Source organism: Streptomyces sp. NPDC048659 (assembly GCF_040650575.1).
In the GTDB taxonomy this organism is placed as follows: Bacteria; Actinomycetota; Actinomycetes; order Streptomycetales; family Streptomycetaceae; genus Streptomyces.
In genome coordinates this window covers 93,738-120,032 of sequence record NZ_JBEZHM010000004.1, presented here as the reverse complement: position 1 = coordinate 120,032, position 26,295 = coordinate 93,738, and the positions used below count along the sequence as shown (strand labels likewise).

The following is a 26,295-nucleotide window of genomic DNA, read 5'->3' as shown; positions in this document are numbered from 1 at the left end:
AGCTTCTGGCCACTTGCAGCCACTGCACCTTGGTGCCACCGCGGATCCCTTGTAGGGCCCTCCCCGGCCTGACACATTCGAGAAGGCCGGGGAGTTCCCGCCGAATTCTCCGGCCGATTCACCCGACCGGATTCTCCGACCGAGTTCCTCGCCCGCTCTTCTCGTCCGCGTTTCCCGCCCCGCGTTTTCGCTCGGGTCCTTCCGTCGCGTTCCTTCCTCTTCGTCGTCCTCTTCCTCCCTGTCTCCGTCCTCGCACATTTCTGGGAAAGGTATTCCGTCCAATGAAATCCGGTGTCACCCTCCACGAGAATTTCGAGCGGACCGTCTCCCGCTTCCCGGATTCCGTCGCCGTCACCGACGGCCGCACCCGGCTCACCTACCGGGAGCTGGACGAGCGGGCCGAGCGGCTGGCCGGGGCGCTGCGGGCCGCCGGTGCGGGGCGGGACCGGCGGGTCGGGCTCTGCGTCGAGCGGGGTGCGGAGCTCGTCGTCGGCCTGCTGGGCATCCTGAAGGCCGGCGCCGGTTACGTGCCGGTCGACCCCGCCTACCCGGCCGAGCGCCGCGAGTTCGTCCTCGGCCACTGCGACTCCGGCCTGGTCGTCGCCCACGCCGCCACCGCCGCCCTCGTCGAGGGCCGCCAGGTGGTCCGGGTGGACGCGCTGCCGGAGGCGGCCGAGGTGCCGGACGGGCACCAGGCGGCGGACGCCGAGAGCCTCGCGTACGTCATCTTCACCTCGGGGTCCACCGGCGAGCCCAAGGGCGTCGAGATCGAGCACCGCAACGCGGTCCGTCTCTTCACCGCCACCGCCCCGGTCTTCGCCTTCGACGAGACCGACGTGTGGACCAACTTCCACTCCACCGCCTTCGACTTCTCCGTCTGGGAGATCTGGGGCGCGCTGTTCTTCGGCGGGCGCCTGGTGATCGTCGACCGCGACACCGCCCGCGACCCGCAGGCATTCCTCGCGCTGCTGCGCCGCGAGCGGGTCACCGTGCTGAACCAGACGCCGTCGGCGTTCCGGAACCTGATCAACGTCGACGAGGGGCAGCCGCTCGACCTGCGGTACGTCGTCTTCGGCGGCGAGAAGCTGGACTACCGCTCGCTGAAGCCCTGGGTGGCGCGCCACGGCCTGGAGACGCCCGCGCTCGTCAACATGTACGGCATCACCGAGACCACGGTCCACGTCACCTGGAAGATCGTCGCCGAGGCCGACCTCGACGGCGAGGGCGACAGCCTCATCGGCAAGCCGATCGGCGACCTGCGGCTCGCCGTCCTCGACGAGGACGGCGCCGAGCTGCCGTTCGGCGCCGAGGGCGGGCTGCACGTCGCCGGTGCCGGCGTGGCGCGCGGCTACCTGGGCCACCCCGAGCTGACCGCCGCCCGCTTCGTCGAGCGGACCCTCGCCGACGGCTCCACCGAGCGCTGGTACGACTCCGGCGACCGCGGCGTGCAGGTCGCCTTCGGCCAGTTCGCCTACGCGGGCCGCGCCGACCGCCAGGTCAAGATCCGCGGCTACCGCGTCGAGCCGGGCGAGATCGAGGCCGTGCTCCAGCAGCACCCCGCCGTCCGCGACGCGGTCGTCCTCGTCGCCGACTTCGGCTCCGGCGACCCGCGCCTGGTGGCCTACCCGGTCGTCGAGGCCGGCACCGACGCCGAGGCGCTCGCCGCGCAGCTGAAGGAGGCCGTCGCCGCCTCCCTCCCCGCGTACATGGCGCCCTCCACGTATCTCGCGATCGACGAGCTCCCGGTCACCGTCAACGGCAAGCTCGACGAGAGCGAGCTGCGCAAGCGCCTGGAGACGCGGCTCGCCGAGGTCGCCGACAGCGCCCGCGAGCAGGGCGCGGCCGGCGGTTCCGTCGAGGACGCGCTGCGCGGCGTCTGGGCCGAGGTGCTCGGCGCGGAGGCGGCCTCCCTCACGGACACCGACGAGTTCTTCGACCTCGGCGGCACCTCGTTCTCCTTGATCCACATGCTCAGCGTCGTCAACGACCGCTACGGGCTCAGCCTCAACGTCGGGACGCTCGCCGAGGGCGCGAACATCGCCGCCCTCGCCGCCGCCGTCCGGAACCAGCTCGCCCTCACCTCCCGCTAGGAGACACGGACATGACCACCGAAGCCACCGAGACCACCGCAGCCGCCGAGGCCGTGAAGTCCTTCGCGCTCTCCCCCGAGGAGATCGAGCAGTTCCACCGGCAGGGCTTCATCGGCCCGTTCACGCTCTACACGCCGGAGGAGATGAAGGCGCAGTGGCGCAAGACGCGCCTCCAGCTGCTGGACCGCGGCGACGCCGTCTACCCGGACGACGCGCTGGCCGGCGCCACCAACATCTCCAACTACGACCGCCACCTCGACAACGACTTCCTCGCCTCCCACATCGGGCGCGCCGAGATCGTCGACCGGGTCAACTCGATCCTGGGCCCGGACGTCATCTGCTGGCGCACCGAGTTCTTCCCGAAGCACCCGGGCGACGAGGGCACCGACTGGCACCAGGCGGACACCTTCGCCAACGCCTCCGGCACCCCGCAGATCCTGTGGCCGGACAACTCCGACTTCGGCGGCACCATCACCGTCTGGTCGGCGTTCACCGAGGCCGCGGTCGAGAACGGCTGCCTGCAGTTCATCCCCGGCACCCACGAGTCGATGAACTACGACGAGACCAAGCGCATGCACTACGACCCCAACTCGATCAACTCGGTCGACAAGGACGGCGTCCGCCGCGGCTTCTTCGGCTACGACTACCGCCAGCTCCAGAAGGACCCGAACTGGACGCCGGACGAGGACGCGGCGGTCTCGCAGGTCATGCGGCCGGGCCAGTTCATCATCTTCTGGTCGACGCTGATGCACGCCTCGCACCCGCACGAGGGCAAGACCAACGAGATGCGCATGGGCTTCGCCTCCCGCTACGTGCCGTCCACCGTCACGGTCTACCCGGACAGCGACCACATCGAGGAGTACGGCGGCCGGATCAGCCTGGAGCGCTACGGCTCCGTCCTGGTCAGCGGCGAGAACAAGAACGCCGACAACCGCATGGTCACGGAGACCACCCGGGGGAAGAAGTTCTGACATGACCACCAAGACCCTGAGCGTGGTCGAGGTCCTCGAACTGTGCCAGCCGCTGCTCGCCGCCTCCTCGAAGACCCTGCGCGTCTTCCCGGCCGGCGAGCGGGCCGCGGAGGAGTACTCCGCGGCCGAGGCGGCCCGCTGCAACGAGGTCCTGGCCGCCGTCGGCGACGCGTACGGCCTGGTCGTCCCCTGGTTCGAGGCGACCGCCCCCCAGCAGCCGTCCGCCCTGGAGGTCGCCCTCAGCACCTATGTCGACCTGGAGCTGGGCAGCTGGCGTCCCGTCGCCGAGAGCTCGGGGCCCCCGGAGGACCTCGCGGCGGGCCCGTCCGGGCTCGCCGCCCTCCCGGGCCGGCGGCTCGTCGAGGCGCCGGGTGTGCCGTCCTTCGAGGCGTTCTCGGCGGGACCGGCGGGCGAGGAGGCGATCGTCCTGATCCTGCCCTCCGGCGTGCCCGCCACGCTGTTCCGGCCCTGGCTGGAGGAGCTGTCCTCGGGCCCGGACGGCCGGCTCGTCGTCACGTACGAGAACCCGTATCTCTTCGGCGACTGGCGCGGACTCGACACCCCGGCGGGCGACTTCGCCGAGGAGACCGCCCTGATGGGCGCGCTGCTCACGGCGTACGGGATCACCCGCGCCCACCTCGTCGGGATCTGCGGCGGGGCGCCGGTCGGCGTCGCCGCGGCGGCGGAGTTCGGCGACCGGGTGGAGACCCTCACGGTGCTCCACCCCGACCTGAACTTCGGCGCGGGTGTCACGCGCACCCCGTTCCAGAAGCAGTTCCAGAGCGTGCTCGCCACGGCCGCCGCCGGGGTCGCGAAGGCCCGGAGCACGCTGAGCCTCTTCCTCGACCCCAACATGCTGTTCGGCGTGGAGCCGCGGCTGGCGCCGTTCATCCTCTACCCGTACGGGGACGTGGAGCTGTTCCACCGGTACGCGAAGCAGAACTACGCCCTCATGGCGTACGACGCGAACGAGGCCGCTCGGGCGATCACCCAGCGGGTGCTCATCGCCACGAGCAGCACGGACCGGATGACCCACCCCGACACCGCCCGCCACTTCGGCGGCCTGGTGCGGGGCGAGGCCCGGGTCGAGGAGCGGGAGTCGGGCACCCACCACGACATCCTGATCCCGGACCCCGAGGTCTACACGATGCTGCGGGAGTTCATCGGCGGTGCCGCGTGAGCGCGGACACCCCTTCCGCCGCCGGTGCGTCCGGCTCCCGCGGCGCCGCCCCGGCGGAGCGCGTCGCCCTGGTCACGCAGGCGACGCGCTACGCCGGGCCCGGCGCGGTCGAGGCGCTGCGCAAGGCCGGGTACACGGTGTTCTGCCAGGACGACGACTTCCTCGACGAGGCGGCCCGCACCGCCTTCGAGGACGGCCGGGACGGGGCCTTCGCGAGCGACGCGAAGACCCCGGCCGGGGCCGTCGGGCAGGCCGTCAAGCGCTTCGGCCGGCTCGACGTGCTGGTCAGCAACGACGTCTACCCGGCCCGCTACCAGCCGGTCGACCAGCCCGACGCGGCCGAGCTCCGGCGGGCCGCCGAGGCGCTGGTCGTCACCCCGGCGGCCGTCCTCGGCAAGGCCGCCGCGCACATGAGGCGGCGGGGGAGCGGCCACATCGTGGTGCTCACCTCGGCCGCCCCGGTCCGCCCCGAGCCCGGCTTCGCCGTCTACAGCTCGCTGCGCGCCGCCGCCTCCGTCTACGCGCAGGCCGCGGCCCGCGAACTCGCCCCGCACGGCGTGGTCGTGCACGCGATCGCCCCCAACTTCCTGGAGAGCGAGACCTACTACCCGCCGGAGGCGTGGGCGACCGACGAGGGCCGGGCGAGGCTGCGCGGCCTGCTGCCGGCCGGCCGGCTCGGCACCGCCCGCGAGATCGGCGACCTGGTGGTCTTCCTGACCAGCGGCTCCGCCGACTTCCTGACCGGCGACGTCATCCCCTTCACCGGCGGCTGGGCGTAGCCCCGCCGCCTTCCTCGTACCTCATGTGACGAAAGTGAGAGTTCCGCTGTGAGTGCTCGGCAGACAACCATCGAGGAGTCCGAGGTCACGCCGGGCCGGAGCCTGGTGGAGCAGACCCTCGTCGAGATCTGGAAGACCACGCTCGGCCGGGAGACCGTCGGGCTCGACGACGACTTCTTCGCGACCGGCGGCGACTCCCTGCTGGCCCTGGTCACCATCGAGCAGATCAACCAGCGGCTCGGCTGGTCCCTCAACATGGGCGACCTGCTGCGCCACCGCACGATCAGCAAGCTGTGCGCCAACAAGGCGCTGCTCCAGGCCGCGCCCACCGAGCGGTCCGTGATCCGGATGAGCAACCAGGGCTCCCGCACCCCGCTCGTCTTCATCCACCCCGGCATCGGCCTGGTCGACGGCTACGGGCACCTGGTGCGGCTGCTCGGCTCCGACCGCGCCTGCTACGGCATCCAGTCCCCGCACATCAGCGACGTCGCCGTCCCCGACGACATGCGGGAGATCGCCGAGCGGTACGCGGACCTGATCGAGGACGAGTTCGGCGAGGACGACTTCCACGTCGTCGGCGCCTGCGCGGGCGGCGTGATCGGCTACGAGCTCGCCCGCATCGCGGAGGAGCGCGGCCTGGGCCTCCGGAAGCTGGTCATCGTCGACGGCTACCTGGACGGCTCCCGCACCGGCCCGGAGGAGCCCGGCACGGAGCAGGCCCGGCTGGTCGAGTACCGCTACGACATGCTGCGGCTGATCGCCCCGCACGTCGAGCACGCCGTCCTCGACGCGGCCGACGCGGAGCACGCCGCGGTGTACGAGGAGGTCACCGCCGTCCTGTTCGGCGCCGAGGCGGCGGCCAAGGGCGGCGGCGCCACCGACTTCGCCGAGCGCGTCTACCACGCCTTCCGCACCACCGCGCGGGCCCTGGAGACCTACCGTCCCGAGCCGCTCGACGTGGACGCGCTGATGCTGCTCGCCAAGGACAACGAGACCTTCGGGCTGTGGCGCGAGGCGATCACCGGGGAGCTGACCGCCGAGGTCATGGACTCCGATTCGTACGGCGTGAAGCTCTGCATGACCGACGCGGTCGAGATCGCCGCGCGCATCGACGACTTCGTGGGCGAGGGCTGAGGACATGGGCGAGGCACAGCAGACGGACGAGGCGACCAACCCGTTCGAGAACGAGCGGGGCGTCTACCGCGTCCTGACCAACACCGCCGGCGAGCACTCCCTGTGGCCCGACTTCGCCGAGGTGCCGGCCGGCTGGACGGCCGCCTTCGGCCCCGGGACGCGCACGGCGTGCCTGGAGTACGTCGAGGAGCACTGGACGGCCCTCGCGCCGGCCGCGACCACCGGACGGGACCTGCACTCATGACCGCACAGCTGGAGCACTCCGCGGACACGGCCGCCCCCTGGGCGGACGGCCTCGTCGGCCGCTTCGAGGCGACGGCCGCCCGCGTCCCGGACGCGGTCGCCCTCACCGACGGCACCACCGCGCTCACGTACGCGCAGCTCAACGCGCGCGCCAACCGGGTCGCGCACCGCCTCGGCGGCCTCGGCATCGGCCCCGGCGACACCGTCGCCGTCGCCCTGCCGTCCTCCCCGGAGCTGGTCGCCGCCCTCCTCGGCACCCTCAAGGCCGGGGCGATGTACCTGCCGCTGGACCCGGGCTACCCGAGCGAGCGCCTCGCCTACATGACGGCCGACGCCCGCCCCCGCGCCCTCATCACCACCCCGGCCGTCGAGCCGGGCCTCGGGCCGGTGCCCGAGGGCACCGCGCGCCTGTACCCGGGCGAGGAGGCCGCCGCGCCGGAGAGCGACCCCCGCGGCCGCGCCACCGGGCCCGCCCAGGGCGCGTACACGATCTACACCTCCGGCTCCACCGGCCGCCCCAAGGGCGTCGTGGTCACCCACCGCTCGCTGGCGAACTTCCTCGCCTTCATGACCGACCGGTACGCGGTCGGCGGGGCCGACACGATCCTGTCGACCACGCCGATCTCCTTCGACATCGCGGGCCTGGAGCTCTACCTGCCGCTGGTCAACGGGGCCACCCTGCACCTGGTGCCCCGCGAGACCGCCGTCGACGGCGCCGCGCTGCGCCGCCGCCTCGCCGAGGCCCGGCCGACCCTGGTCCAGGGCACCCCGGCGCTGTGGCAGCTGCTGCGCGAGGCGGGCTGGTCCCCGGCCGAACTCCCGGCCGGGACCCGGCTGCTGTGCGGCGGCGAGGCGCTGCCGCAGGACCTCGCCGACTTCCTCGCCGCCGCCGGGCACGCCGAGGTGTGGAACCTGTACGGCCCGACCGAGACCACCATCTGGTCGCTGGTCGCCCCGGTCCGCGCGGGCGAGCCCGTCACCATCGGCACACCGATGTGGAACACCGGCGTCCATGTCCTGGACGAGCGGCTGCGCCCGGTCCCCGACGGCGAGCCCGGCGAGCTCTACCTCTCCGGCGAAGGACTGGCCCGCGGCTACCACGGGCGCCCCGGCCTGACCGCCGAGCGCTTCGTCGCCTGCCCCTTCGGGGACGCGGCCGGCGCCCGCATGTACCGCACCGGCGACGTCGTGCGCCGCCGCCCCGACGGCGCCCTCGACTTCCTCGGCCGCGTCGACGAGCAGGTCAAGATCCGCGGCTACCGCATCGAGCTCGGCGAGATCGAGGAGGCCCTGCGCCGCCTCCCCGAGGTCGCCCAGGCCCGCGTCGTGGTCCGCGAGGACGGCGGCCCCGGCTCCACCCACCTCGCCGGATACGTGGTGCCCGCCCCCGGGCACGCCCCCGAACCGGCCGCCCTGCGCACCGCGCTCGCCGCCTGGCTGCCCGCGCACATGGTCCCGGCCGGCGTCGCCGTCCTGGACCGCTTCCCGCTCACCCCGGCCGGCAAGGTCGACCGCAAGGCCCTCCCGCCGCTGGAGTTCGGCGCCGCCACCGCCTACCGCGCGCCCGCCACCGACGGCGAGAAGGCGCTCGCCGCGCTCTTCGCCGAGGTGCTGCGGGTGGACCGGGTCGGCGCCGACGACGCCTTCCTCGACCTCGGCGGCAACTCGCTGCTCGCCACCCGCCTGGTCGCCCGGGTCCGCGCCGAACTCGGCGTCGAACTCCCCCTCCGTACCGTCTTCGAGGAGCGCACCCCCGCCGCCCTCGCGCTCCGCCTCGACGCGGGCGCCCCGGCCCGCCCCGCGCCCGCCCGGCGGGAGCGCGGCGCGCACCTGCCCGTCTCGTACGCGCAGGGCCGGCTCTGGTTCCTGCACCGCCTGGAGGGCCCCAGCACCACCTACAACCTGCCGATCGCGGTCCGCCTCACCGGCGCACTCGACACCGCCGCGCTCCAGAAGGCCGTGGACCACCTGGTCACCCGGCACGAGAGCCTGCGCACGTACTTCGGCGAGGGCCCCGAGGGCGCCGTGCAGATCGTGGTGCCGGCCGCCGAGGCCCGCGTGGAGATCGCCTTCCACGAGGTCGCGGAGGAGCGGGCGCAGGCCGCCGTCGACAAGGCCGCCGGCCACCTCTTCGACCTGTCGGCCCAGATCCCGACCCGCGTCGACCTCTTCCGCACCGGCCCCGACGCGCACGTCCTGCTGCTCTGCATCCACCACATCGCCTCCGACGGCTGGTCGCTCGCCCCGCTGGTCGACGACCTGTGCGCGGCGTACGAGGCGGCCCGGCGCGGCGCGGAGCCCGAGGCGGCGCCGCTGGGCGTCCAGTACGCCGACTACACGCTGTGGCAGCGCGAGCTGCTCGGCTCCACCGACGACCCGGACTCCGCGATGTCCCGGCAGCTCGGCTACTGGCGCGAACGCCTCGCGGGCGCGCCCGAGCTGCTCGACCTGCCCACCGACCGGCCGCGCCCCGCGCTCGCCACCTTCCGCGGCGACGTCGTGCCCTTCGAGGTCGGCGCCGAGCTGACCGAGCGGCTCCAGGCGCTGGCCCAGCGCGAGCGGGCCAGCCTCTTCATGGTCCTCCAGGCCGCCACCGCCACGATGCTGAGCAAGCTCGGCGCGGGCACCGACATCCCGCTCGGCTCGCCGCTCGCGGGCCGCGCCGACAGCGCGCTCGACGAGCTCGTCGGCTTCTTCGTCAACACGCTGGTGCTGCGCACCGACACCTCCGGCGATCCGGCCTTCACCGAGCTGCTGGCCCGCGTGAACGCGTCGAACCTGGCCGCCTACGACCACCAGGACCTGCCCTTCGAGTACCTGGTGGAGGTCCTCAACCCGGCCCGCACCACCAGCCACCACCCGCTGTTCCAGGTGATGCTGGTGCTCCAGAACAACGTGGCGCCCGAGTGGCGGCTGCCCGGCCTGGACGCCGTCCACGAGACGGTGCCGACCCGGACCGCCAAGTTCGACCTGACCGTCGAGCTCACCGAGCGCTTCGACCGGGCCGGCCGCCCGGACGGGCTGCGCGGCGAGATCGAGTACGCCACCGACCTCTTCGACCGGGCCACCGTCGAGCGCTTCGCCCGCTACCTGCTGCGCGTCCTCGACCTGGTCGTCGCGGACCCGGGCCGCACCCTGGACTCCATCGACCTGCTCGACGGCGCCGAGCGGACCGCCGTCCTCGACACGTGGAACGCGACCGCGCTCGACCTGCCCGACACGACCTTCCCCGTCCTCTTCGAGGCGCAGGTCGCCAGGACCCCCGACGCGCTCGCCCTCGTCCACGAGGACACCGAGCTCAGCTACGCCGAGCTCGACCGGCGCGCCAACCGGGTCGCGCACTGGCTGATCGGCCACGGGGTCGGCCGCGACGACGTGGTGGGCCTGTCGCTGCGCCGCTCGCCCGACCTGCTGGCGAGCCTGCTGGGCATCCTCAAGGCGGGCGGCGTCTATCTGCCGCTCGACCCCGACTACCCGCCGGACCGCCTGGCGTTCATGGTCGAGGACACCCGCCCCCGGGTCCTGATCACCACCGGTGACGTCCTCGCCAAGCTGCCCGCCGAGGCCCGGGACGTGCTCCGGCTCGAACTCGACGACCCGGCCGCCCGCGCGGAGCTCGACGCGCGCCCCGGGCACGCGCCCACCGACACGGACCGCCGCGCCCCGCTGCGTACCGGAGACCTGGCGTACGTCATCTACACCTCGGGCTCGACCGGCCGCCCCAAGGGCGTCGCCGTCACCCACAAGGGCATCCCCAACCTGGCCCGCAGCTACATCGAGCGCTTCGGCCTCGACGCCGACTCCCGCTTCCTGCAGTTCTCGTCGATCAACTTCGACCCGACCTTCTGCGAGATGTGCTGCACCCTGCTGTCGGGCGCGGCCGTCATCCTGACCTCGCCGGAGGAGCTGCTCTCCCCGGACCGGCAGCGCGCGCTGACCGCCCGCCACCGCCCGACGCACATCACCTTCTCGCCGACGATCCTCGGCTCGATGGCCGAGGACGCGCTGGCCGCCGTCGGGAACATCATGGTGGCCGGCGAGGCGTGCCCGCCCGGACTCGCGGCGGCCTGGTCGCGCGGCCGGACGATGATCAACGCGTACGGTCCGACCGAGGCGACCGTCGACACCCTGTACTGGAGGGTCGGGGACGCCGGGAGCGCCTTCGAGGCGGACTCGGTGCCCGTCGGCCGCCCGCTGCACAACACCCGGGTGTACGTGCTCGACGCGGCCCTCCGGCCGGTGCCGCCTGGTGTGGTCGGCGAGCTGTACATCGCGGGCCACGGCCTGGCGCGCGGCTACCTCAACCGCCCCGGGCTCACCTCCGAGCGCTTCGTGGCCTGCCCGTACGGCGAGCCCGGCGGCCGGATGTACCGCACCGGCGACCTCGCCAAGTGGCGCACCCTGCCCTCCGGCGAGGGTGTCGTGGACTTCGTCGGCCGCGCCGACGACCAGGTCAAGATCCGCGGCATGCGGATCGAGCTCGGCGAGATCGAGGCCGTCCTCGACACCCACGACGGCGTCGCCCAGTCCGTCGTCGTGGTCCGCGAGGACACCCCCGACCACAAGCAGCTCGTCGGCTACGTCGTGCCGAGGAACGGCGAGGAGCGGGCGCACGACCTCGCCGAGGACATCGCGCACGTCGACAAGTGGCAGGAGATCCACGAGCAGGGCTACAGCGAGCAGGAGGACCTGGGGGTCGAGCAGGACTTCACCGGCTGGAACAGCAGCTACGACAACCGGCCCATCCCGCTCGACGACATGCGCGAGTGGCAGGACGCCACCATCACCCGCATCCTCGACCTGAAGCCCCGCCGGGTCCTGGAGGTCGGCGTCGGCTCCGGCCTCATCCTGTGGAAGGTCGCCCCGCACGTCGACCACTACACCGGCGTCGACTTCTCGCCCTCGCTGATCCAGACCCTCGGCAACCGGGCCGCCGCCTCCGCGGAGCTGCGCGACAAGGTCATGCTGCGCAGCCTCGCCGGACACGAGATCGGCGACCTGGCCGGGCACACGTACGACACGGTCGTCATCAACTCCGTGGCCCAGTACTTCCCGAGCGTCCCCTACCTGATCGACGTGATCCGGCAGGCCATGGCGCTCCTGGAGCCCGGCGGCCGGATCTTCCTCGGCGACATCCGCCACCTCGGGCTGCTCCACCCCTTCCTCACCGCGATCGCCCTGCACGACGGGGCGCACGCCGAGGAGCAGGCCGGCGTGGTCCGCGAACTCGTCGAGCACACCGTGGCCCTGGAGAGCGAACTCCTCCTCGACCCGGCCTTCTTCAGCCGGATCGGCGAGGCCGTCCCCGAGGTCGCCGGCGTCGACGTCCAGCTCAAGCGCGGCCACCACGGCAACGAGCTGACCGACTTCCGCTACGAGGTCGTCCTGCACAAGCGCGGCGCCGACCTGGTCTCCGTCGCCGATGCCCCCGAGCTCGCCTGGGACGGCGCCGAGGCCCTGCGGGCCCACCTCGCGGACACCCGCCCCGGGCTGCTGCGGGTCACCGGCGTCCCCAACCGGCGGGTCGCCGCCGAGGTGCTCACCGCCCGCCGGGTGCGGGACGGCGGCACGGCGCCCGTCCGGAGCCTGGTCCCGGCCGAGCGCCCCGGCACCGACCCGGAGGCCGTGCACGCGCTGGCCGCCGAGCTCGGCTACACGGCCCGGCTGACCTGGACCGACACCCCCGACGGGGACCTCTTCGACGCGGTCCTGCTCGGGCCGGACCGGGCCGCCGCGCCCTGGCTCACCGGCGTCTTCCGGCACACCCCCGCCGAGGGCCGGAGCCTGTACGCGCACGGCAACGACCCGCGCGCCGAGGAGCACACCCGCAAGCTGGCCCTGGAGGTCCGCCGGCACGCCGCCCGGCAGCTCCCCGAGCACATGGTGCCCGCCGCCGTCGTCCTCCTCGACCGGCTGCCGCTCACCCCGAACGGCAAGCTCGACACCCGGAAGCTGCCCGCGCCCGACTTCACCTCGCGGGCCGTCCGGCCACCGCGCACCGAGCGGGAGATCACCCTCGCCCGGCTGTTCGCGGAGGTCCTCGGCCTGGAGACGGTCGGCGTCGACGACCAGTTCTTCGACCTGGGCGGCGACTCCATCCGCTCCATCCAGCTCGTCAGCAGGGCCCGCGCGGAGGGCTTCGTCATCACCCCGCGCGACGTCTTCCAGCACCAGACGGTGGAGGCGCTGATCGCCTGCGCCGCGCAGGCCGCCGAGGCGGTCGACCCGGCCGCCGCCGCCGCGACCGAGCTGCCGCACTGGCTGAAGACCCTGGAGACCCCGGACCCGTCCTACGGCGAACCCTCCGGCGCCCACGCCGAGTCCGGGCGCGCCCTCGGTGCCGAGGCCGCCGCCGCGCTGCTCGGCACCCTGCCGGGGCTCTTCCACGCGGCGCCCGAGCACCTGGCGCTCGCCGCCTTCGCGCCCGCCCTCATCGAGTGGCGCGCCCGCAGGCTGCCGGCCGCCCAGTCGGCGCTGCGGGTGGACCTTGCGACGGCGGCGGCCCCCGCCCCGTACCCGGTCCGGCTCGTCCCCGGGCTGGCCGGCATCGACCGGGCGCTGACCGACCCGAGGGGCCTCGCCCGTGCCCTCAAGCGCGTCAAGGAGCAGGTCAGGGCGACCCCCGCCGAGGGCCGCAACTACGCGGAACTCGCGGCGGCGGAGGCGGACTTCGGCCCGTCGCGGGTCGCCTTCCGGTACGGCGCGGACGCGGCGGCGACGGAGGAGGCCCCGTACGCCCTCGTGGTCGAGCTGCGGACCGACGGCGGCGCGGCCGAGCTGCGCTGGCGCTGGGACACCGGGCTGTTCGACGCGGCGGAGACCACCGCCCTCGCCGAGCGCTTCGAGCAGCTCCTCGCGGCCCTCGGGACGCTGACCGCGCACCCGGAGCTCGGCGGGCTCACCCCCTCCGACATCACCCTGCTGCCGCTCAAGCAGTCCACCCTCACCGAACTGGAGCGGCGCTACCCGGGCCTCGCCGACGTGCTGCCGCTCGCCCCGCTCCAGCAGGGCCTGCTGCTCCACGTCAGCGCCTCCGCCGACCCCGAGCACGACGACGACCCCTACCAGGGGCAGACCGTCTTCGACCTGACCGGGCCGCTCGACGCGGAGCGGCTGCGGGAGGCCGCCCACGGGCTGCTCATGCGCCACACAAACCTGCGCGCCTCCTTCGCCGTCCGCGGCCTGGAGCGGCCGGTGCAGGTGGTCCGCGCCACGGTCGAGGTGCCCTGGGCGCTGCACGACCTGACCGGGCTGCCGCCCGCCGACCAGCGGGCCGAACGGGACCGGATCGTCGCCGACGACGCGCGGCTGCGCTTCGACCTGGCGGACGGCCCGATGCTCCGCTTCAGCCTGATCCGCTACGCCGCCACCCGGCACGAACTCCTCGTCGCCGACCACCACATCCTGCTCGACGGCTGGTCGATGCCGGTGGTCTGGCACGACCTGTTCGAGCTGTACGCGGGCCGCGGCGACGCGCTGCCGCCGGCCGTCCCGTACCGCTCCTACCTGGCCTGGCTGGCCGGGCAGGACGCGGCGGCGGCCGTCACCGCCTGGGGCGGCTACCTGGACGGGCTGCCCGGCCCGACCCGGGTCGGCACCCCGGGGCTCGCCCCGCACGTGCTGCCCCGGACGACCGGCGCCGTCCTCCCGGCGGAGCTGACCCGGGACCTGGAGCGGGCCTGCGCCCGCCTCGGGATCACCCTCAACACGGCCGTGCAGACGGCCTGGGGGCTGCTCCTCGGCCGGCTCACCGGCACCGACGACGTCGTCTTCGGCACCACCGTCTCCGAGCGGCCCGCCGAGATCGAGGGGATCGAGTCGGTCGTCGGACTGCTCATCAACACCGTGCCGCTGCGCGTCCGCGCCGCCGCCGGGGAGCCGCTGCGGACCGTCCTCACCCGGGTGCAGTCCGCCCAGCTCGACGTCTTCCCCCACCGCCACCTGGGCCTCACCGAGATCCAGCGGCTCGCGGGCACGGGCGAACTCTTCGACTCCTACTACGTGTTCCAGAACTACCCCAGCCAGCCCGACGAGGAGGACGGTGCCGCCGACCTCGGCGGGCTGCGCGCGACCGAGCGCACCGACGGCGCCAAGGGCGTCTCGCACTACCCCCTCGGCATCACCGTCATCCCCGGGGAGCGGCTGGAACTGCTCTTCGGCCACCATCCCGATCTCTTCGACGAGAAGAAGATCGACTTCGTCAAGGACACCCTCATCGAGATCATCGAGACCATCGCGCGAGAGGGTGGGGCGTGAAGAATTTCCTCCAGCTCGTCCGCGAGCTGCCCACCGCCGTACGGATCATGCTGCTCTGCGCCATGGCGCGCTCGATCAGCTTCTTCGGCATCCTCGCCTACCTGCCGATCTACCTGAACGACTCGCTCGGCATGAACGGCGCCAACGTCGGCTACGTCCTGGGCATCTGCCTGCTCGTCGGCACCTTCGTGAGCGTCTACGGCGGCTACCTCGCCGACCGCTTCGTCAAGGTCGACTTCATGATCGTCCTGGACGTGCTGCTCACCCTGCTCTACGGCGGGCTGCCCTTCCTGGACTCGCCGGTCCTGGTCATAGCGGTGCTGCTGGTCGCCAACACGGCCTCCTCCTCGATGAGCGTCACCGCCAACGCGCTCCTCGCCGACCTGCTCCCCTCCGAGAACCGCGCCAAGGTGTTCTCGCTGCGCTACTCGCTGCAGAACATCGGCGCGGCCGTCGGCCCCTTCCTCGGCGTGTGGACGGTCAAGGCCGGCACGGGCGGCCCGTTCTGGCTCGCGGCCGGCGTCATCTTCGCGGCCCTGCTGCCGCTGGTGATCTTCCGCAGGCTGTTCACGGCGGGCCCGGCGGGCGCGAAGGCCGCCGCCGAGGGCGCCGAGGGGGCCGCCGCATCCGCCTCCTCCGACGACGAGTCGATGAACTTCCGCGAGGTGCTGCGGGTCATGCGGGCCGACCGCAGGCTCGGCCTGTTCACCCTCGGCGGCATCCTCAGCATCGTCGTCTACGGTCCGCTGCTGACCTACATGTCGCAGTACCTGGTCCTGGTCGAGTCCCGCGACACCGCCTACCAGCTCGTCGCGTACATCTCGGCCGCCAACGCGATCGTCGTGATCTCCACCCAGTACGTCATCGGCAGCCGGCTCAAGGAGAAGACCCTGCTGCGCTGGCTCACCTGGGGCACCGGGGCCTTCGTCCTCGGCCTGGTCGGCATGGCCCTCTCCACCAACGTGTGGATCATCGTCGCCGCCATCGTGGTCTTCACGATCGGCGAGGTCATCGTGGTCCCCGCCGAGTACATGTTCATCGACAACATCGCCCCCGAGAACCTCCGCGGCAGCTACTTCGGGGCCCAGAACCTCGTCCACGTCGGGGTCGCGATCGGCCCGATCATCTGCGGTTTCCTCCTCGTGCACGCCTCCCCGGCCGCGATGTTCGCCGCGCTGATCGCCCTGGTCGTCCTCGGCTGGTGGTTCTACGTCCTGGGCTGCCGCGCCTCCGCCCCCGCCCCCGCATCGGAAAGTGAAGCTGTGAGGTCAGCATGAGTTTCGACCGGATCGTCCAGACGACCCACTGCCCCTTCGCCAAGCCCTCCCGCATGGGCACCCCGGTCAGCGTCACCGGCACCGACATCGAGACCGGGCTGCGCGAACACCGCGACACCATCGAGGAGTTCTTCGCCTCGGCCCGCGAGCGCGAGCTCGACGGGATGCTCCTCACCTTCGAGGACCCGCAGCTGGGCGCCACCCTGCCCGCGCTGACCCGGCTCACCCGCCGCTTCTTCGAGGCGCTGTGCGAGCTGTACCCGTCCGTCTACGTCCAGGACGACCCCGACCCGGACGAGACCTGGTACGCGATGATCGGCGGCGAGCGCTTCTTCGTCGTCTCCTTCGCGCCCTGCTACCCCGAGCACTCGCCGCGCTTCAACTTCGGCAGCCCGCACACGTACTTCCTGCTCCAGCCGGCCTCCACCTTCGAGCGGAACGCCGAGCTGATCGAGCGCCGCCGGGTCCGCATCCAGCGGGCCTTCAAGGCGACCGGCAGGCCGTACGACGCCGAGCTCGCCAACCTCGAGAACGACATGTTCAAGTCCGTCATGCCGATCGACCCCATCGACCGCCCCGTGCGGTGGTGGGAGGACACGGCGACCGTGACGGCGCTCGGCGAGGTGGCGGCGGCGCGGCCGAAGGTCGAGCTGCGGAAGGCCGGCTAGGCCCGATGATCGAGGAACTGCTGCCCCGGCCGGTCGCGACCGCGGAAGCGTTCGGCGACCCGGCCGGGGAGCCGGTCCCCTTCCCGGGCGAGGAGCACCTGCTCGCCCGCGCCGTCCCCGCGCGGCGCCGCGAGTTCACCACCGCGCGGGCCTGCGCCCGGCGGGCTCTCGGCGGGCTGGGCCTGGCCCCGGTGCCCATCCCGTACGCGGAGCCCTCCCGGGCCCCGCGGTGGCCGGACGGGATCGTCGGGAGCATCACCCACTGCGCCGGCTACCGGGCCGCCGCCGTGGCCCGCACGGCCGACCTCGCGGCGCTCGGCTTCGACGCCGAACCGCACGCGGCGCTCGACCACACCGGGGTGCTGCACCTGGTCACCGGCGCGGAGGAGCGGGCCCACCTGGCCGAACTGGCCGCGCTGCGGCCGGAGATCCACTGGGACCGGGCCCTGTTCAGCGCCAAGGAGAGCGTCTTCAAGGCGTGGTCCCCGCTGACCGGCCGGTGGCTGGACTTCAGCGAGGCCACGGTCGTCTTCCGGCCGGACACCTCCACCTTCACCGCCCGGCTGCTCGTCGAGGGCCCGGTGGTGGACGGGGTGCGGCTGACCGGCTTCGAAGGAGGGTTTCTCGTCAGGGACGGGCTGGTCCTCACGGCCACGGCCGTACGGCGGCCCGACAATGGCCCCGATCCGCACCACCGATCGAGGGGACCGCTGTGACCAGCGCCTTTGAAGACCCGAATGTGCACACCCTCGCCGCCTACGGCTGGGACCCCGACTGGGCCGACGCGTTCGCCCCGCACGCCGCCGCCGGGCTCGTCCCGGCCCGGGTGGTGCGGGTCGACCGGGGCCGCTGCGAGGCGGTCGCCGCCGCCTCCGCCGACCCCGGCGCCCCCGTGGCGGCGTTACGGGCCGACACCACGCCGGTCCTCGGCGCCGACCCGACCGCCGCGCCCTGCACCGGCGACTGGGCGGCCGTCGAGACCGCCCCGGCGGCCGGCGGCGGCCCCGTCGTGCGGGCGCTGCTGCCCCGCCGCACCCGCTTCACCCGCTCGACCTCCTCGGCCCGCTCCGAGGGCCAGGTGCTGGCGGCCAACATCGACCTGGCCGTCATCGCGGTCTCGCTCGCCGTCGAGCTGGACCTCGGGCGCCTGGAGCGCTTCCTGTCGCTGGCCTGGTCCAGCGGCGCCCAGCCGCTGGTGGTGCTGACCAAGACCGACCTCGTCCCCGACATCACCCACCTGGTGGACGACGTCGCCGAGGCCGGCCCCGGGGCGGAGGTCTTCCCCGTCAGCGCCTTCGACGGGCACGGCCTGGAGGCGCTCGCCGCCGCCCTGGCCGGCCGCACCTCGGCCCTGCTCGGCCAGTCCGGCGTCGGAAAGTCCACGCTGGTCAACGCCCTGCTGGGGGCCGAGGAGCAGGAGGCGGGAGAGGTCCGCGGCAGCGACGGCAAGGGCCGGCACACCACCACCACCCGCGACCTGCTGCCGCTGCCCTCGGGCGGGCTGCTGATCGACACCCCGGGGCTGCGCGGGGTCGGCCTGTGGGAGGCCAACGACGGCCTCACCCAGGTCTTCGCCGAGATCGAGGAACTCGCCGCGCACTGCCGCTTCCACAACTGCGAACACCACGCCGAACCCGGCTGCGCGGTCCTCGCCGCCGTCGAGGACGGCACCCTCTCGCACCGCCGGTTCGAGAGCTACCGCAAGCTGCTGCGCGAGAGCGCCTGGATCGCCTCGCGCACCGACGCCCGGCTGCGCGCCGAGCTCGGCCGCGAATGGCGCCGCCGCGAGGCCGCCGGGCGCGAGATGTACGAGCGCAAGCGCGGCGGGAAACACCGTAAGGCGTTCTGATGGTGGTCCGGCCACACCCGCTTCTCGCCACGGGCGGCGGATGTGGCCACTTGCAGCCACTGCACCTTGGTGCCAACTGAACTTCTTGTAGCGCCCGTTCGGCCCCTGGCAGATTACTCAACGGCAGCAGATGAAAAGCATCTGGCCGCTAAATCGAGTAAGCCACAAGCCACTTCGAGGGAATCGGACGGTAAAAGAAATGCGACGCAAGGCTTTTGTCTACCTGGTCTCGTGCGCCGTCGCCCTCTCCGCGACGGTGCTGGGCGCCTCCGCCGCACAGGCCGCGGACACCCTGCACACGAGCAAGACCACCACCGTGACCGACGGCGGCGACAGCTGGGGCTGGGACTAGCCCAGGGCCGCCCGCGGCTCCTACCCACCATGCCAGAGAGGGCGAATTCCCGTGACCATTGACCAGGGCGTACTCCACTACGACTTGTCCACCGACGAGGTCGCCCAACTGGACGCGCTGATCGTCGAGCTGAAGCGGACGGGCTCCGACCCGGGCCACCCCGGCTTCCACGACGGGGCCTGGGAGCTGACCGGCCGGCTCCCCGTGGGACTGCGGAAGTTCCTCGCCGAGTTCCGCCGCGACGACCCGGCCGCCGCATTCAAGATCCGGGGATTCCACGTCGACGACGAGGGCGTGGGACCCACGCCCGGCAACTGGGCCGACGCCGCCGCCTCCCTGAACACCCGGCGCGAGGAAATCTTCCTCTCGCTGATCGGAAAATGCCTGGGCGAGATATTCAGCTGGCCCACCCTCCAGTCCGGCCGCATGATCCAGAATGTGCTCCCGATCGCCGGCGAGGAGAACGAACAGAGCGGCCACGGCAGCGATGTACTGCTGGAATGGCACACCGAGGACGGATTCCACCCGTACCGCTGCGACTATCTGGCCCTATTCGGAATCCGCAACCACGACCGGGTGCCGACCACCGTCGCCTCCATCCGCGACGTGCGCCTCGGCGCGGAGACCCGCAGGGTGCTGTCGGAGCCTCGCTTCTACATCCTTCCGGATGACGAGCACCTGCGTCAGCTTGCCGTCGTCCAGCCGGACCACCCGGGGCTGCTGCGGATGCGCGCCATGCGCGAGACCCCGGAGCCGGTCGCCGTCCTCTTCGGCGCCCCGGAATCCCCGTATCTGCGCATCGACCCCTTCTTCATGCGGTGCGTGGAGGGTGACGCGGCGGCGGAGCAGGCGCTGAAGGAGCTCATCGCGGAGCTGGAGCGGGCCACCCAGGACGTCGTCGTCGAGGCCGGCACGCTGCTCGTCGTCGACAACTACCTCGCCGTGCACGGCCGCAAGGCGTTCACCGCGCGCTACGACGGTACGGACCGCTGGCTCCAGAAGGCCATCATCACCCGTGACCTGCGCAAGTCGCGGGAGACCAGGGACACAGCGTCGGGCCGTGTCCTGATCTGACCCATCCGGAGAAACATAGGGGGAGTGGCGCGATGGCAGCGTCCCATGCTGTACCGATCGAGGCGGTGGTCCTCGCCGACGTCGCGATCGTCCTGCTGGTCGGGGCCGTCATGGTCAGACTCGCGCGGCGGATCCACCAGCCGCCCGTGGTGGCGGAGATCGCCGCCGGACTGATGCTCGGCCCCAGCCTGCTGGGGCTCCTGCCGGGGAACCTGCCCGCGCTGCTCTTCCCGCCCGAGGCCCGGCCGATGCTGTCGGCGGTCGCCCAGGTCGGCCTCGCGCTCTTCATGTTCCTGGCCGGCTGGGAACTCGACCTCGGCAAGCTGCGCGGCCGCACCGCCTCGGTCGGCTCCACGGCCGTCCTCGCGATGGCCGTCCCCTTCGCGGTGGGCGCCGGAGCGGCGACGCTGCTGTACGGCTCGCTGGCGCCCGCCGGGGTCGGCCGGGACATGTTCGTCCTCTATCTGGCCACGGCCTTCTCCATCACCGCCTTCCCGGTGCTGGCCCGGATCATCCGGGACCAGGGCCTCGGCACCACCCGGGTCGGCACCACCGCCATGGCCTGCGCCGCCGCCGGCGACGTGGTCGCCTGGTGCGTGCTCGTCCTGGTGGTGGCGATGGCGGGCTCCGGCGGCTCCGGCGGCTTCTTCGCGGTGCTCGCCTGGACCGCGGTGTACGCGGCGGCGATGCTCTTCGTGGTCCGCCCGCTGCTCCACAAGGTGCTGCGCTGGTCGGGCAACGGACGGCTCGCGGTCGTCGCGGCGGGCGTGCTGCTCTCCGCGTACGCCACCTCCTGGGTCGGCATCCACGCCATCTTCGGCGCCTTCGCCTTCGGCCTGATCATGCCGAGGCGGGGCGAGGGCGGCGAGCACAAGGCCCTGCACCAGCAGATCGAACTGCCGCTGGAGAAGGCGTCCTCGCTGCTCCTGCCGGTCTTCTTCGTGGTCACCGGCCTCTCCGTCGACATCGGCGCGATCGGCTGGTCCGGCCTCGCGGCCCTGCTGCTGGTGCTGGTCGCCGCGGTCGTCGGCAAGTTCGCGGGCGCCGCCCTGCCCGCCCGGTTCTCCGGGATGAGCTGGCGGGACGCGGGGGCCTTCGGCACCCTGATGAACACCCGCGGCCTGACCGAGATCGTCATCCTCGGCATCGGCCGCGAGCTGGGCCTGATCGGGCCGGAACTGTTCACGATGATGGTCCTGATGGCCCTGGTCACCACCGCGATGGCGGGCCCGATCCTGCGCCTGCTGGGAGTGGGCGGCCCCGCGCCGGCCGGCTCCGACGCGGCGGCGCCGGCCGAGGGCCCCGCCAAGGAGAAGGTCGGAGCCGCCTGATGCACCCCACGCACCCCTCCCGGCTCTTCGGTTACGAGCACCGCGTCAACGGCACCGTCGTGATCACCCGGGCCTGCCGCATCGTCGCCGTCGTGCGCGGCGACGGCGAGGTGGACCGCTTCCTGGCCGAACTGGCCGGTGCCACGGCGGGCCCCGGCCGCCAGGGCGTCCTGGCCCGCTGGGTGACCGGCGCCGTACCGGCCGCGTGAGACCGCGCAGGGCCCGTCCCCCGAGGTGGGGGACGGGCCCTGCGGCGTTGCTCTGGGATACGGCGGAGGGTGCGGGCTCAGGCGGGTGCGGGTGCGGGGACGGGCTCAGGCCGGTGCGGGCGCCGGTGCGGGGGCGGCCGTCGTGGCCGGCCCCGGATCCGGCATCAGGTCCGTCTCCGCCAGCCGGCGGCGGGCCCGGGCGGCGAGCTGCCGGGCGGCCGAGGGGGCCAGCCCCAGGGCGGGGCCGATCGCGCCGAACGGCACGCCGAAGTCGTCGTGCAGCACGTACGCCACCTTCTCCGCGGGGCTCAGCACGTCCAGGACGGCCTCCTCACCGGGCCCGCTCCCCAGCGAGCCGGGCGCCGGGCCGCCGCGCGCCGCCTCGCGCGCCCGCAGCCGGGCCAGGCAGACCCGGACCAGCGACCGGACGAGGGCCCCGGGGGCGGGCGCGCCGGGCCCGGCGCCGCGCTCCGCCTCCCGCAGGGCCTCGTCGGCCTCGGCGTAGGAGCCGAGGAGGCGGTACGCGACCTCCCGGGGCCGCGTACCGGTGGGCACCGCGTGCTCGTCCACGGTCAGTCGCCGTGGCCGGTCCCGCCGCTGCCGAAGCCGCCGCTGGAGATGCCGCCCCACTTGCGCTTCTCCTCGCTCGGCGGGTCCGGCGAGGTCTCGGTCCCGGACTCCTTGAGCTGGTACGGCATGAGCCGGTGCGCGCTGTCGGTCCGCGGCATCTCGGCGGGCCTGCGGTACTCGGACATCTCACCGGGCAGCGCGTCGGTGTCCGGGCGGTGCGGCTGCTGCTCCGGGGTGGGCGGGTCCGACTCCCGGTCCCGCTGCCGGAAACCGAGCCAGACGGCGCCGATCAGGACGAGGACCACGATCAGTCCGCCGAGGACCTGGGCGAGGCCGGACTGCCAGACACCGGCCGCCGTGGTGACCTGGGCGGAACCCACGAGGAAAGTGTTCATACTCCAGGATTACCCCGTTTTGCCCCGTTTGGATGCACGAGCCGGGGACGGGTTCTGAAACATTTCCCGGCGCCCGTCGCGTCAGTCAGATGTGAGCGCACCGACAGCGACGGAAGGGGGGACATGAGACAGTCCCGCGCGGACGGCTTCCTGGAGTTCGCCTCAGCCCGCTCGGCACATCTGTTCCGCTCGGCATGCCTGCTGACCAGCGGCGACACCCACCTCGCCGAGGACCTGGTGCAGGACACCCTCGGCCGGATGTACACGCACTGGGGCCGGATGCACCGGGTGGAAAACCCGGCGGGGTACGCGCAGACGGTCCTGGTCCGCAGCTTCCTCAGCCACCAGCGGCGCCGCTCGGCCACCGAGCGCCCGCTCGGCGAGCTCCCCGACCACATAGCCGACGGCGGCCAGGACCCCGCCCTGCGGATCGCCCTGCTCGACGCCCTCGCCGGGCTCGCGCCCAAGGACCGCGCGGTGGTCGTCCTGCGGTACTGGGAGGACCGCAGCGTCGAGGAGACCGCCGACGCCCTGCACGTGAGCTCCGCGGCGGTCCGCACCCGGTGCAGCCGCGCCCTGGCGACCCTGCGCCGCCGGCTCGGCGGCAGCATCAGCGAGTTCGCCGCCCACTGAACCCACCGCACCCACTGAACCCACCGCACCCACTGATCCCGTCGAATTCGACGAGCTCGACGAGCTCGACGAGCTCGACGAACCCACCGACCCACCCGAACGCACCGAGTCCGCCGGTTCCGCCGACCCGCCGGCCCCGCCCCCGCCCTCAGCCCTTCCCCACCCTGAACCGGAGACGGTGACTTCGCGATGTCCCAGCACAGAGACCACGACCCGAACGACCAGGACCGGACCCGCTTCGAGGAGGAGCTCGGCGCCGTGCTGCGCTCCACCGGCGACGGCTTCGTCGCCGAGGACCGCCGCGAGCTGGTCGCGGGCGGCCTCGCCCGGGGCCGCCGCAGGCTGATCCGCCGCCGCGTGGCCACCGCCACCGGAGCCCTCGCGCTCGCCGCGATCGGCGTCGGCGGGGTGTACGGCGGCTCCCTGCTCGGCACCGGTTCCGGCGGCCCCGCCGGGGTCTCGGTCGCGGCCGGCACCAAGACCGGCGGCACCCCGGCCGTGGACACCGGCGGGAAGCCCGGCGGCGAGCCGGACATCCCGGTCGCCTCGATGGCCGCCGTCCTCAAGGCCAACACCCCGGCCGGGAAGTGGGAGGTCCAGGACCCGGAGGGCCGCGGCCAGTCGGTCTCCGCCGTCTACGACGACGGCAAGGGCAAGGCGGCCGTCACCGTCGGCCTCTACCGCGCCTCCGGCGACGGGGAGAGCGGCGGCGGCCAGGTGACCTGCCCGGACAAGGTCGGCAGCCGCTTCGACGACTGCACCGAGCAGAGGCTGGCCGACGGCTCGCGCCTGATGGTCCTCCAGGGCTACGAGTACGCCGACCGCCGCGAGGAGACCAAGAACTGGCGGGCGGTGCTGCTCACCAGGGACGGCTTCCTCGTCGACGTCAGCGAGTACAACGCGGCGGCCGAGAAGGGCTCCCCGGTCAGCCGGACCGACCCGCCCTTCAGCCCGGCCCAGATGAAGGCCCTGGTCACGGCCAAGGGCTGGCAGCAGCTGCTCAAGCGCCTGCCCGGTCCGCAGAAGCCGCTCCCGGGCAGCCCTCAGATGCCCCCCGCCGGGCCGAGCCGCTCCGAAATCCAGGCCACCCTGATCTCGCTGCTGCCCCGGGGCACCAAGGTGGTCGGCAAGGGCACGGAGAGCTTCAGCTACGTGATCGTCGACGACGGCAAGGGCAAGAGCCTGGTCCAGATCGACGTCCAGCCCGGCATGACCGGCATCCGCGGCGACGTCTTCGGCGGCGCCGGCGTCACCACCCAGCCCGACGGCACGCTGGTCAAGCTGACGAAGGGGCCCGGCGACAAGGACATCGAGGGCGTCGTCTGGTGGAGCGCCGACACCCTCGCCGTCGACGACTTCCGGGTCGTCGTCTCCGCGTCCAACTCCGCCACCCACTACGACCCGGCGACCCGGGCCCAGCCGGCGCTGACCACGAAGCAGCTCAAGGAGATCGCGCTGAGCCCCAAGTGGCGCGCGCTCACCGCGCGGTAGCCCCCCAGAGCGGCCGGCCGGGCCTCGGCGGAGGCCCGGCCGGTCTTCCCCGCCGTCCCCGCCGCTTCCCGTCCCGCCTCACTTCGCGTCGGAGTACCGCTCCACCGTCGCCGTCGTGAACGGGAAGCGCACCGGCGTCTCGCCGAACGCGATCCGCCCCGCCTCGTCGCCCGCCGCCCGGATCGCCTCCGTCACCGCCGCCGCCTCCTCGGCCGGGCAGTGCACGATCACCTCGTCGTGCTGGAAGAAGACCAGCTCGGCGCGCATCCCGGCGGTGGCCCGGCGCAGGGCCGCCAGCATCAGCAGGGCCCAGTCGGCGGCGCTGCCCTGCACCACGAAGTTCCGCGTGAAGCGGCCCCGGGCGCGCGCGTCGCTCGACGCGTACCCCGGCACGTACGCCCCGGAGGGCTCCTCCTCCGGGCCGCCCGGCGGGCCCTGCGGCAGGCCCGCCTCCTCGGCCTCGGCCGCCCCCGCCGCCTTCGGGCTGGTGCGGCCGAGCCAGGTGCGCACCAGGCGGCCCTCCTCGCCCGCCTTCGCCGCCTCGTCCACATAGGCCACCGCGCGCGGGAAGCGGCGGCGCAGCGCCGCCAGGTTCTTCAGGCCGTCGCCGCTGGTCTGCCCGTAGATCGCGCCCAGCAGCGCCAGCTTCGCGTGGTCCCGGTCGCCGGAGAACGCCCGGTCGGACAGGCGGGTGTACAGGTCGTCGGGGTGGCCCGCGACCTCCATCAGGCCGGGGTCGCGGGAGATCGCGGCCAGCACCCGCGGCTCCATCTGGTCGGCGTCGGCGACCACCAGCCGCCAGCCCTCGTCGGCGACGACGGCCTGCCGGATCACCTTGGGGATCTGCAGCGCCCCGCCGCCGTTGGTGGTCCAGCGCCCGCTGACCGTGCCGCCCGGCAGGTACTCCGGGCGGAAGCGGCCGTCGCGCACCCAGTCGGCCAGCCAGGACCAGCCGTGCGCGGTCCAGATCCGGTAGAGCTTCTTGTACGCGATGAGCGGGGCGACCGCCGGGTGGTCGACCTCCTCCAGCTCCCAGCGCCGGGTGGACCGCACCCGGATCCCGGCCCGCGCGAACGCCTTCAGCACGTCGGCGGGCAGGTCGGGCCGCACCCGGTGCCCGAACGCGGCGGACACCTCGTCGGCCAGCTCCGCCAGCCTGCGGGGCTCGCCGCCGCCCGCGTACCGCTCGCCGAGCAGGCCGTGCAGCACCTCCCGGTGCACGTCGGCCCGCCACGGCAGCCCGGCCCGGTGCATCTCGGCGGCGACCAGCATCCCGGCCGACTCGGCGGCGGTGAGCAGCCGCAGCCGCCCCGGGTGCCCGGCCAGGTCGTGCCGCCGCTGCTGCTCCGCGTACACCTGGAGGAGCCCGTCGAAGGGGATTCCGGCGGCGGCCACCGGCTCGAAGAGGGAGTCCTGCGAGCCGGGCTCGGCGGCCCTGGCCGGCGGGTCGGGCGGCACCGGGGCGTCCCGCAGCCGGGCCCAGGCGGCGGCGGCCGAGCGGGGCTCGCCGAGCCGCCCCTCGTGGCCGAGCAGGAGCTGCTCGGCGTCCTCCACGTCGTAGCACCGCTCGACCCTGACCCCGGCGGCGAGCAGCCGGGGATAGACCTCGGAGGTGGCGCGCCAGACCCAGCGGGCCACGTCCGGGCGGGCGCGGACGGCGGCCACCAGGTCCGGCTCGCGGCGCACCGGCCCGGCGGGCAGCCCGTCGGGCCCGAGGGGGACGAGCAGCGCCCCGTCGCCCTCCGGCTCGGGCGCGAGTGCCCACCGTTCGTTCACGGGTGCGAGTCTGGCAG

The 26,295-nt window shown here is 73.5% G+C and carries 20 protein-coding genes; 17 read left to right on the top strand and 3 right to left on the bottom strand.

Annotation, left to right across the window (positions count from 1 at the left end; all coding sequences use genetic code 11):
- Positions 1 to 281: 281 nt before the first annotated feature.
- From AB0C99_RS05010 to AB0C99_RS04940, 15 genes are all read left to right on the top strand, one after another.
- The gene (locus tag AB0C99_RS05010; RefSeq protein WP_362469380.1) at positions 282 to 2,090 is read left to right on the top strand and encodes an amino acid adenylation domain-containing protein; all 1,809 of its coding nucleotides are present in this window, start codon (positions 282 to 284) and stop codon (positions 2,088 to 2,090) included.
- 11 nt (positions 2,091 to 2,101) lie between these two features.
- Positions 2,102 to 3,061 (top strand): chlorinating enzyme, encoded by a 960-nt coding sequence (locus AB0C99_RS05005; protein ID WP_362469377.1) that lies wholly within the window; start codon positions 2,102 to 2,104, stop codon positions 3,059 to 3,061.
- Between the two features lies 1 nt (position 3,062).
- Positions 3,063 to 4,241 carry an alpha/beta hydrolase gene (locus AB0C99_RS05000; RefSeq protein WP_362469375.1) on the top strand — a complete coding sequence of 393 codons (1,179 nt, stop codon included), beginning with the start codon at positions 3,063 to 3,065 and terminating at the stop codon, positions 4,239 to 4,241.
- Complete coding sequence (locus tag AB0C99_RS04995; protein WP_362469372.1) at positions 4,238 to 5,020, top strand: SDR family oxidoreductase; 783 nt, start codon at positions 4,238 to 4,240, stop codon at positions 5,018 to 5,020. Before AB0C99_RS05000 ends, AB0C99_RS04995 begins: the two co-directional genes overlap by 4 nt.
- Positions 5,021 to 5,068: 48 nt before the next feature.
- On the top strand, positions 5,069 to 6,154 hold the full coding sequence (locus tag AB0C99_RS04990) for a thioesterase domain-containing protein (RefSeq protein ID WP_362469369.1): 1,086 nt from the start codon (positions 5,069 to 5,071) through the stop codon (positions 6,152 to 6,154).
- Between the two features lie 4 nt (positions 6,155 to 6,158).
- A complete protein-coding gene (locus AB0C99_RS04985) occupies positions 6,159 to 6,398 on the top strand; it encodes an MbtH family protein (protein ID WP_362469367.1) in 240 nt (79 codons plus the stop codon).
- Positions 6,395 to 14,653 carry an amino acid adenylation domain-containing protein gene (locus tag AB0C99_RS04980; protein WP_362469364.1) on the top strand — a complete coding sequence of 2,753 codons (8,259 nt, stop codon included), beginning with the start codon at positions 6,395 to 6,397 and terminating at the stop codon, positions 14,651 to 14,653. Before AB0C99_RS04985 ends, AB0C99_RS04980 begins: the two co-directional genes overlap by 4 nt.
- Positions 14,650 to 15,930 carry an MFS transporter gene (locus AB0C99_RS04975; RefSeq protein WP_362469361.1) on the top strand — a complete coding sequence of 427 codons (1,281 nt, stop codon included), beginning with the start codon at positions 14,650 to 14,652 and terminating at the stop codon, positions 15,928 to 15,930. Before AB0C99_RS04980 ends, AB0C99_RS04975 begins: the two co-directional genes overlap by 4 nt.
- A complete protein-coding gene (locus AB0C99_RS04970) occupies positions 15,927 to 16,598 on the top strand; it encodes a hypothetical protein (RefSeq protein ID WP_362469358.1) in 672 nt (223 codons plus the stop codon). The genes AB0C99_RS04975 and AB0C99_RS04970 overlap by 4 nt, the downstream gene beginning before the upstream one ends.
- A gap of 5 nt (positions 16,599 to 16,603) precedes the next feature.
- Positions 16,604 to 17,314, top strand: a complete 711-nt coding sequence (locus AB0C99_RS04965) for a 4'-phosphopantetheinyl transferase superfamily protein (protein WP_362469355.1) — start codon at positions 16,604 to 16,606, stop codon at positions 17,312 to 17,314.
- Complete coding sequence (gene rsgA / locus AB0C99_RS04960; protein ID WP_362469352.1) at positions 17,311 to 18,447, top strand: ribosome small subunit-dependent GTPase A; 1,137 nt, start codon at positions 17,311 to 17,313, stop codon at positions 18,445 to 18,447. The genes AB0C99_RS04965 and rsgA overlap by 4 nt, the downstream gene beginning before the upstream one ends.
- Before the next feature lie 199 nt (positions 18,448 to 18,646).
- Positions 18,647 to 18,799: a hypothetical protein gene (locus tag AB0C99_RS04955; RefSeq protein WP_362469349.1), complete on the top strand. Its 153-nt coding sequence runs from the start codon at positions 18,647 to 18,649 to the stop codon at positions 18,797 to 18,799.
- Between the two features lie 51 nt (positions 18,800 to 18,850).
- On the top strand, positions 18,851 to 19,873 hold the full coding sequence (gntD, locus tag AB0C99_RS04950) for a guanitoxin biosynthesis L-enduracididine beta-hydroxylase GntD (RefSeq protein ID WP_362469346.1): 1,023 nt from the start codon (positions 18,851 to 18,853) through the stop codon (positions 19,871 to 19,873).
- Positions 19,874 to 19,905: 32 nt separating this feature from the next.
- Positions 19,906 to 21,204, top strand: a complete 1,299-nt coding sequence (locus AB0C99_RS04945) for a cation:proton antiporter (RefSeq protein WP_362469344.1) — start codon at positions 19,906 to 19,908, stop codon at positions 21,202 to 21,204.
- Positions 21,204 to 21,413 carry a hypothetical protein gene (locus tag AB0C99_RS04940; protein ID WP_362469341.1) on the top strand — a complete coding sequence of 70 codons (210 nt, stop codon included), beginning with the start codon at positions 21,204 to 21,206 and terminating at the stop codon, positions 21,411 to 21,413. The genes AB0C99_RS04945 and AB0C99_RS04940 overlap by 1 nt, the downstream gene beginning before the upstream one ends.
- Positions 21,414 to 21,518: 105 nt before the next feature.
- Here the strand turns inward: AB0C99_RS04940 and AB0C99_RS04935 are convergent, their stop codons facing one another.
- Together AB0C99_RS04935 and AB0C99_RS04930 are read right to left on the bottom strand one after the other, a co-directional pair.
- The gene (locus AB0C99_RS04935; RefSeq protein ID WP_362469338.1) at positions 21,519 to 21,983 is read right to left on the bottom strand and encodes a hypothetical protein; all 465 of its coding nucleotides are present in this window, start codon (positions 21,981 to 21,983) and stop codon (positions 21,519 to 21,521) included.
- A gap of 2 nt (positions 21,984 to 21,985) precedes the next feature.
- Positions 21,986 to 22,378, bottom strand: coding sequence for a DUF6479 family protein (locus AB0C99_RS04930; RefSeq protein WP_362469335.1), 393 nt, complete (start codon positions 22,376 to 22,378; stop codon positions 21,986 to 21,988).
- Between the two features lie 123 nt (positions 22,379 to 22,501).
- Here AB0C99_RS04930 and AB0C99_RS04925 point away from each other — a divergent pair, with 123 nt between their 5' ends.
- Both AB0C99_RS04925 and AB0C99_RS04920 read left to right on the top strand, forming a co-directional pair.
- Entirely contained in the window at positions 22,502 to 23,011 is a 510-nt protein-coding gene (locus tag AB0C99_RS04925) for a SigE family RNA polymerase sigma factor (protein ID WP_362469333.1), read from the top strand.
- Positions 23,012 to 23,200: 189 nt separating this feature from the next.
- The gene (locus AB0C99_RS04920) at positions 23,201 to 24,502 is read left to right on the top strand and encodes a hypothetical protein (RefSeq protein WP_362469330.1); all 1,302 of its coding nucleotides are present in this window, start codon (positions 23,201 to 23,203) and stop codon (positions 24,500 to 24,502) included.
- A gap of 78 nt (positions 24,503 to 24,580) precedes the next feature.
- On the opposite strand, the gene AB0C99_RS04915 is transcribed toward AB0C99_RS04920, so the two are convergent.
- Positions 24,581 to 26,278: a bifunctional 3'-5' exonuclease/DNA polymerase gene (locus AB0C99_RS04915; protein WP_362469328.1), complete on the bottom strand. Its 1,698-nt coding sequence runs from the start codon at positions 26,276 to 26,278 to the stop codon at positions 24,581 to 24,583.
- Between the last annotated feature and the right edge of the window lie 17 nt (positions 26,279 to 26,295).

Excerpts from the sequence above, each read along its gene's own strand:
- AB0C99_RS05010 (WP_362469380.1), top strand. The coding sequence starts at position 282 with ATGAAATCCGGTGTCACCCTCCACGAGAATTTCGAGCGGACCGTCTCC.
- AB0C99_RS05005 (WP_362469377.1), top strand. The coding sequence starts at position 2,102 with ATGACCACCGAAGCCACCGAGACCACCGCAGCCGCCGAGGCCGTGAAG.
- AB0C99_RS05000 (WP_362469375.1), top strand. The coding sequence starts at position 3,063 with ATGACCACCAAGACCCTGAGCGTGGTCGAGGTCCTCGAACTGTGCCAG.
- AB0C99_RS04985 (WP_362469367.1), top strand. The coding sequence starts at position 6,159 with ATGGGCGAGGCACAGCAGACGGACGAGGCGACCAACCCGTTCGAGAAC.
- AB0C99_RS04980 (WP_362469364.1), top strand. The coding sequence starts at position 6,395 with ATGACCGCACAGCTGGAGCACTCCGCGGACACGGCCGCCCCCTGGGCG.
- AB0C99_RS04970 (WP_362469358.1), top strand. The coding sequence starts at position 15,927 with ATGAGTTTCGACCGGATCGTCCAGACGACCCACTGCCCCTTCGCCAAG.
- AB0C99_RS04965 (WP_362469355.1), top strand. The coding sequence starts at position 16,604 with ATGATCGAGGAACTGCTGCCCCGGCCGGTCGCGACCGCGGAAGCGTTC.
- AB0C99_RS04955 (WP_362469349.1), top strand. The coding sequence starts at position 18,647 with ATGCGACGCAAGGCTTTTGTCTACCTGGTCTCGTGCGCCGTCGCCCTC.
- AB0C99_RS04945 (WP_362469344.1), top strand. The coding sequence starts at position 19,906 with ATGGCAGCGTCCCATGCTGTACCGATCGAGGCGGTGGTCCTCGCCGAC.
- AB0C99_RS04940 (WP_362469341.1), top strand. The coding sequence starts at position 21,204 with ATGCACCCCACGCACCCCTCCCGGCTCTTCGGTTACGAGCACCGCGTC.
- AB0C99_RS04930 (WP_362469335.1), bottom strand. The coding sequence starts at position 22,378 with ATGAACACTTTCCTCGTGGGTTCCGCCCAGGTCACCACGGCGGCCGGT.
- AB0C99_RS04925 (WP_362469333.1), top strand. The coding sequence starts at position 22,502 with ATGAGACAGTCCCGCGCGGACGGCTTCCTGGAGTTCGCCTCAGCCCGC.
- AB0C99_RS04920 (WP_362469330.1), top strand. The coding sequence starts at position 23,201 with ATGTCCCAGCACAGAGACCACGACCCGAACGACCAGGACCGGACCCGC.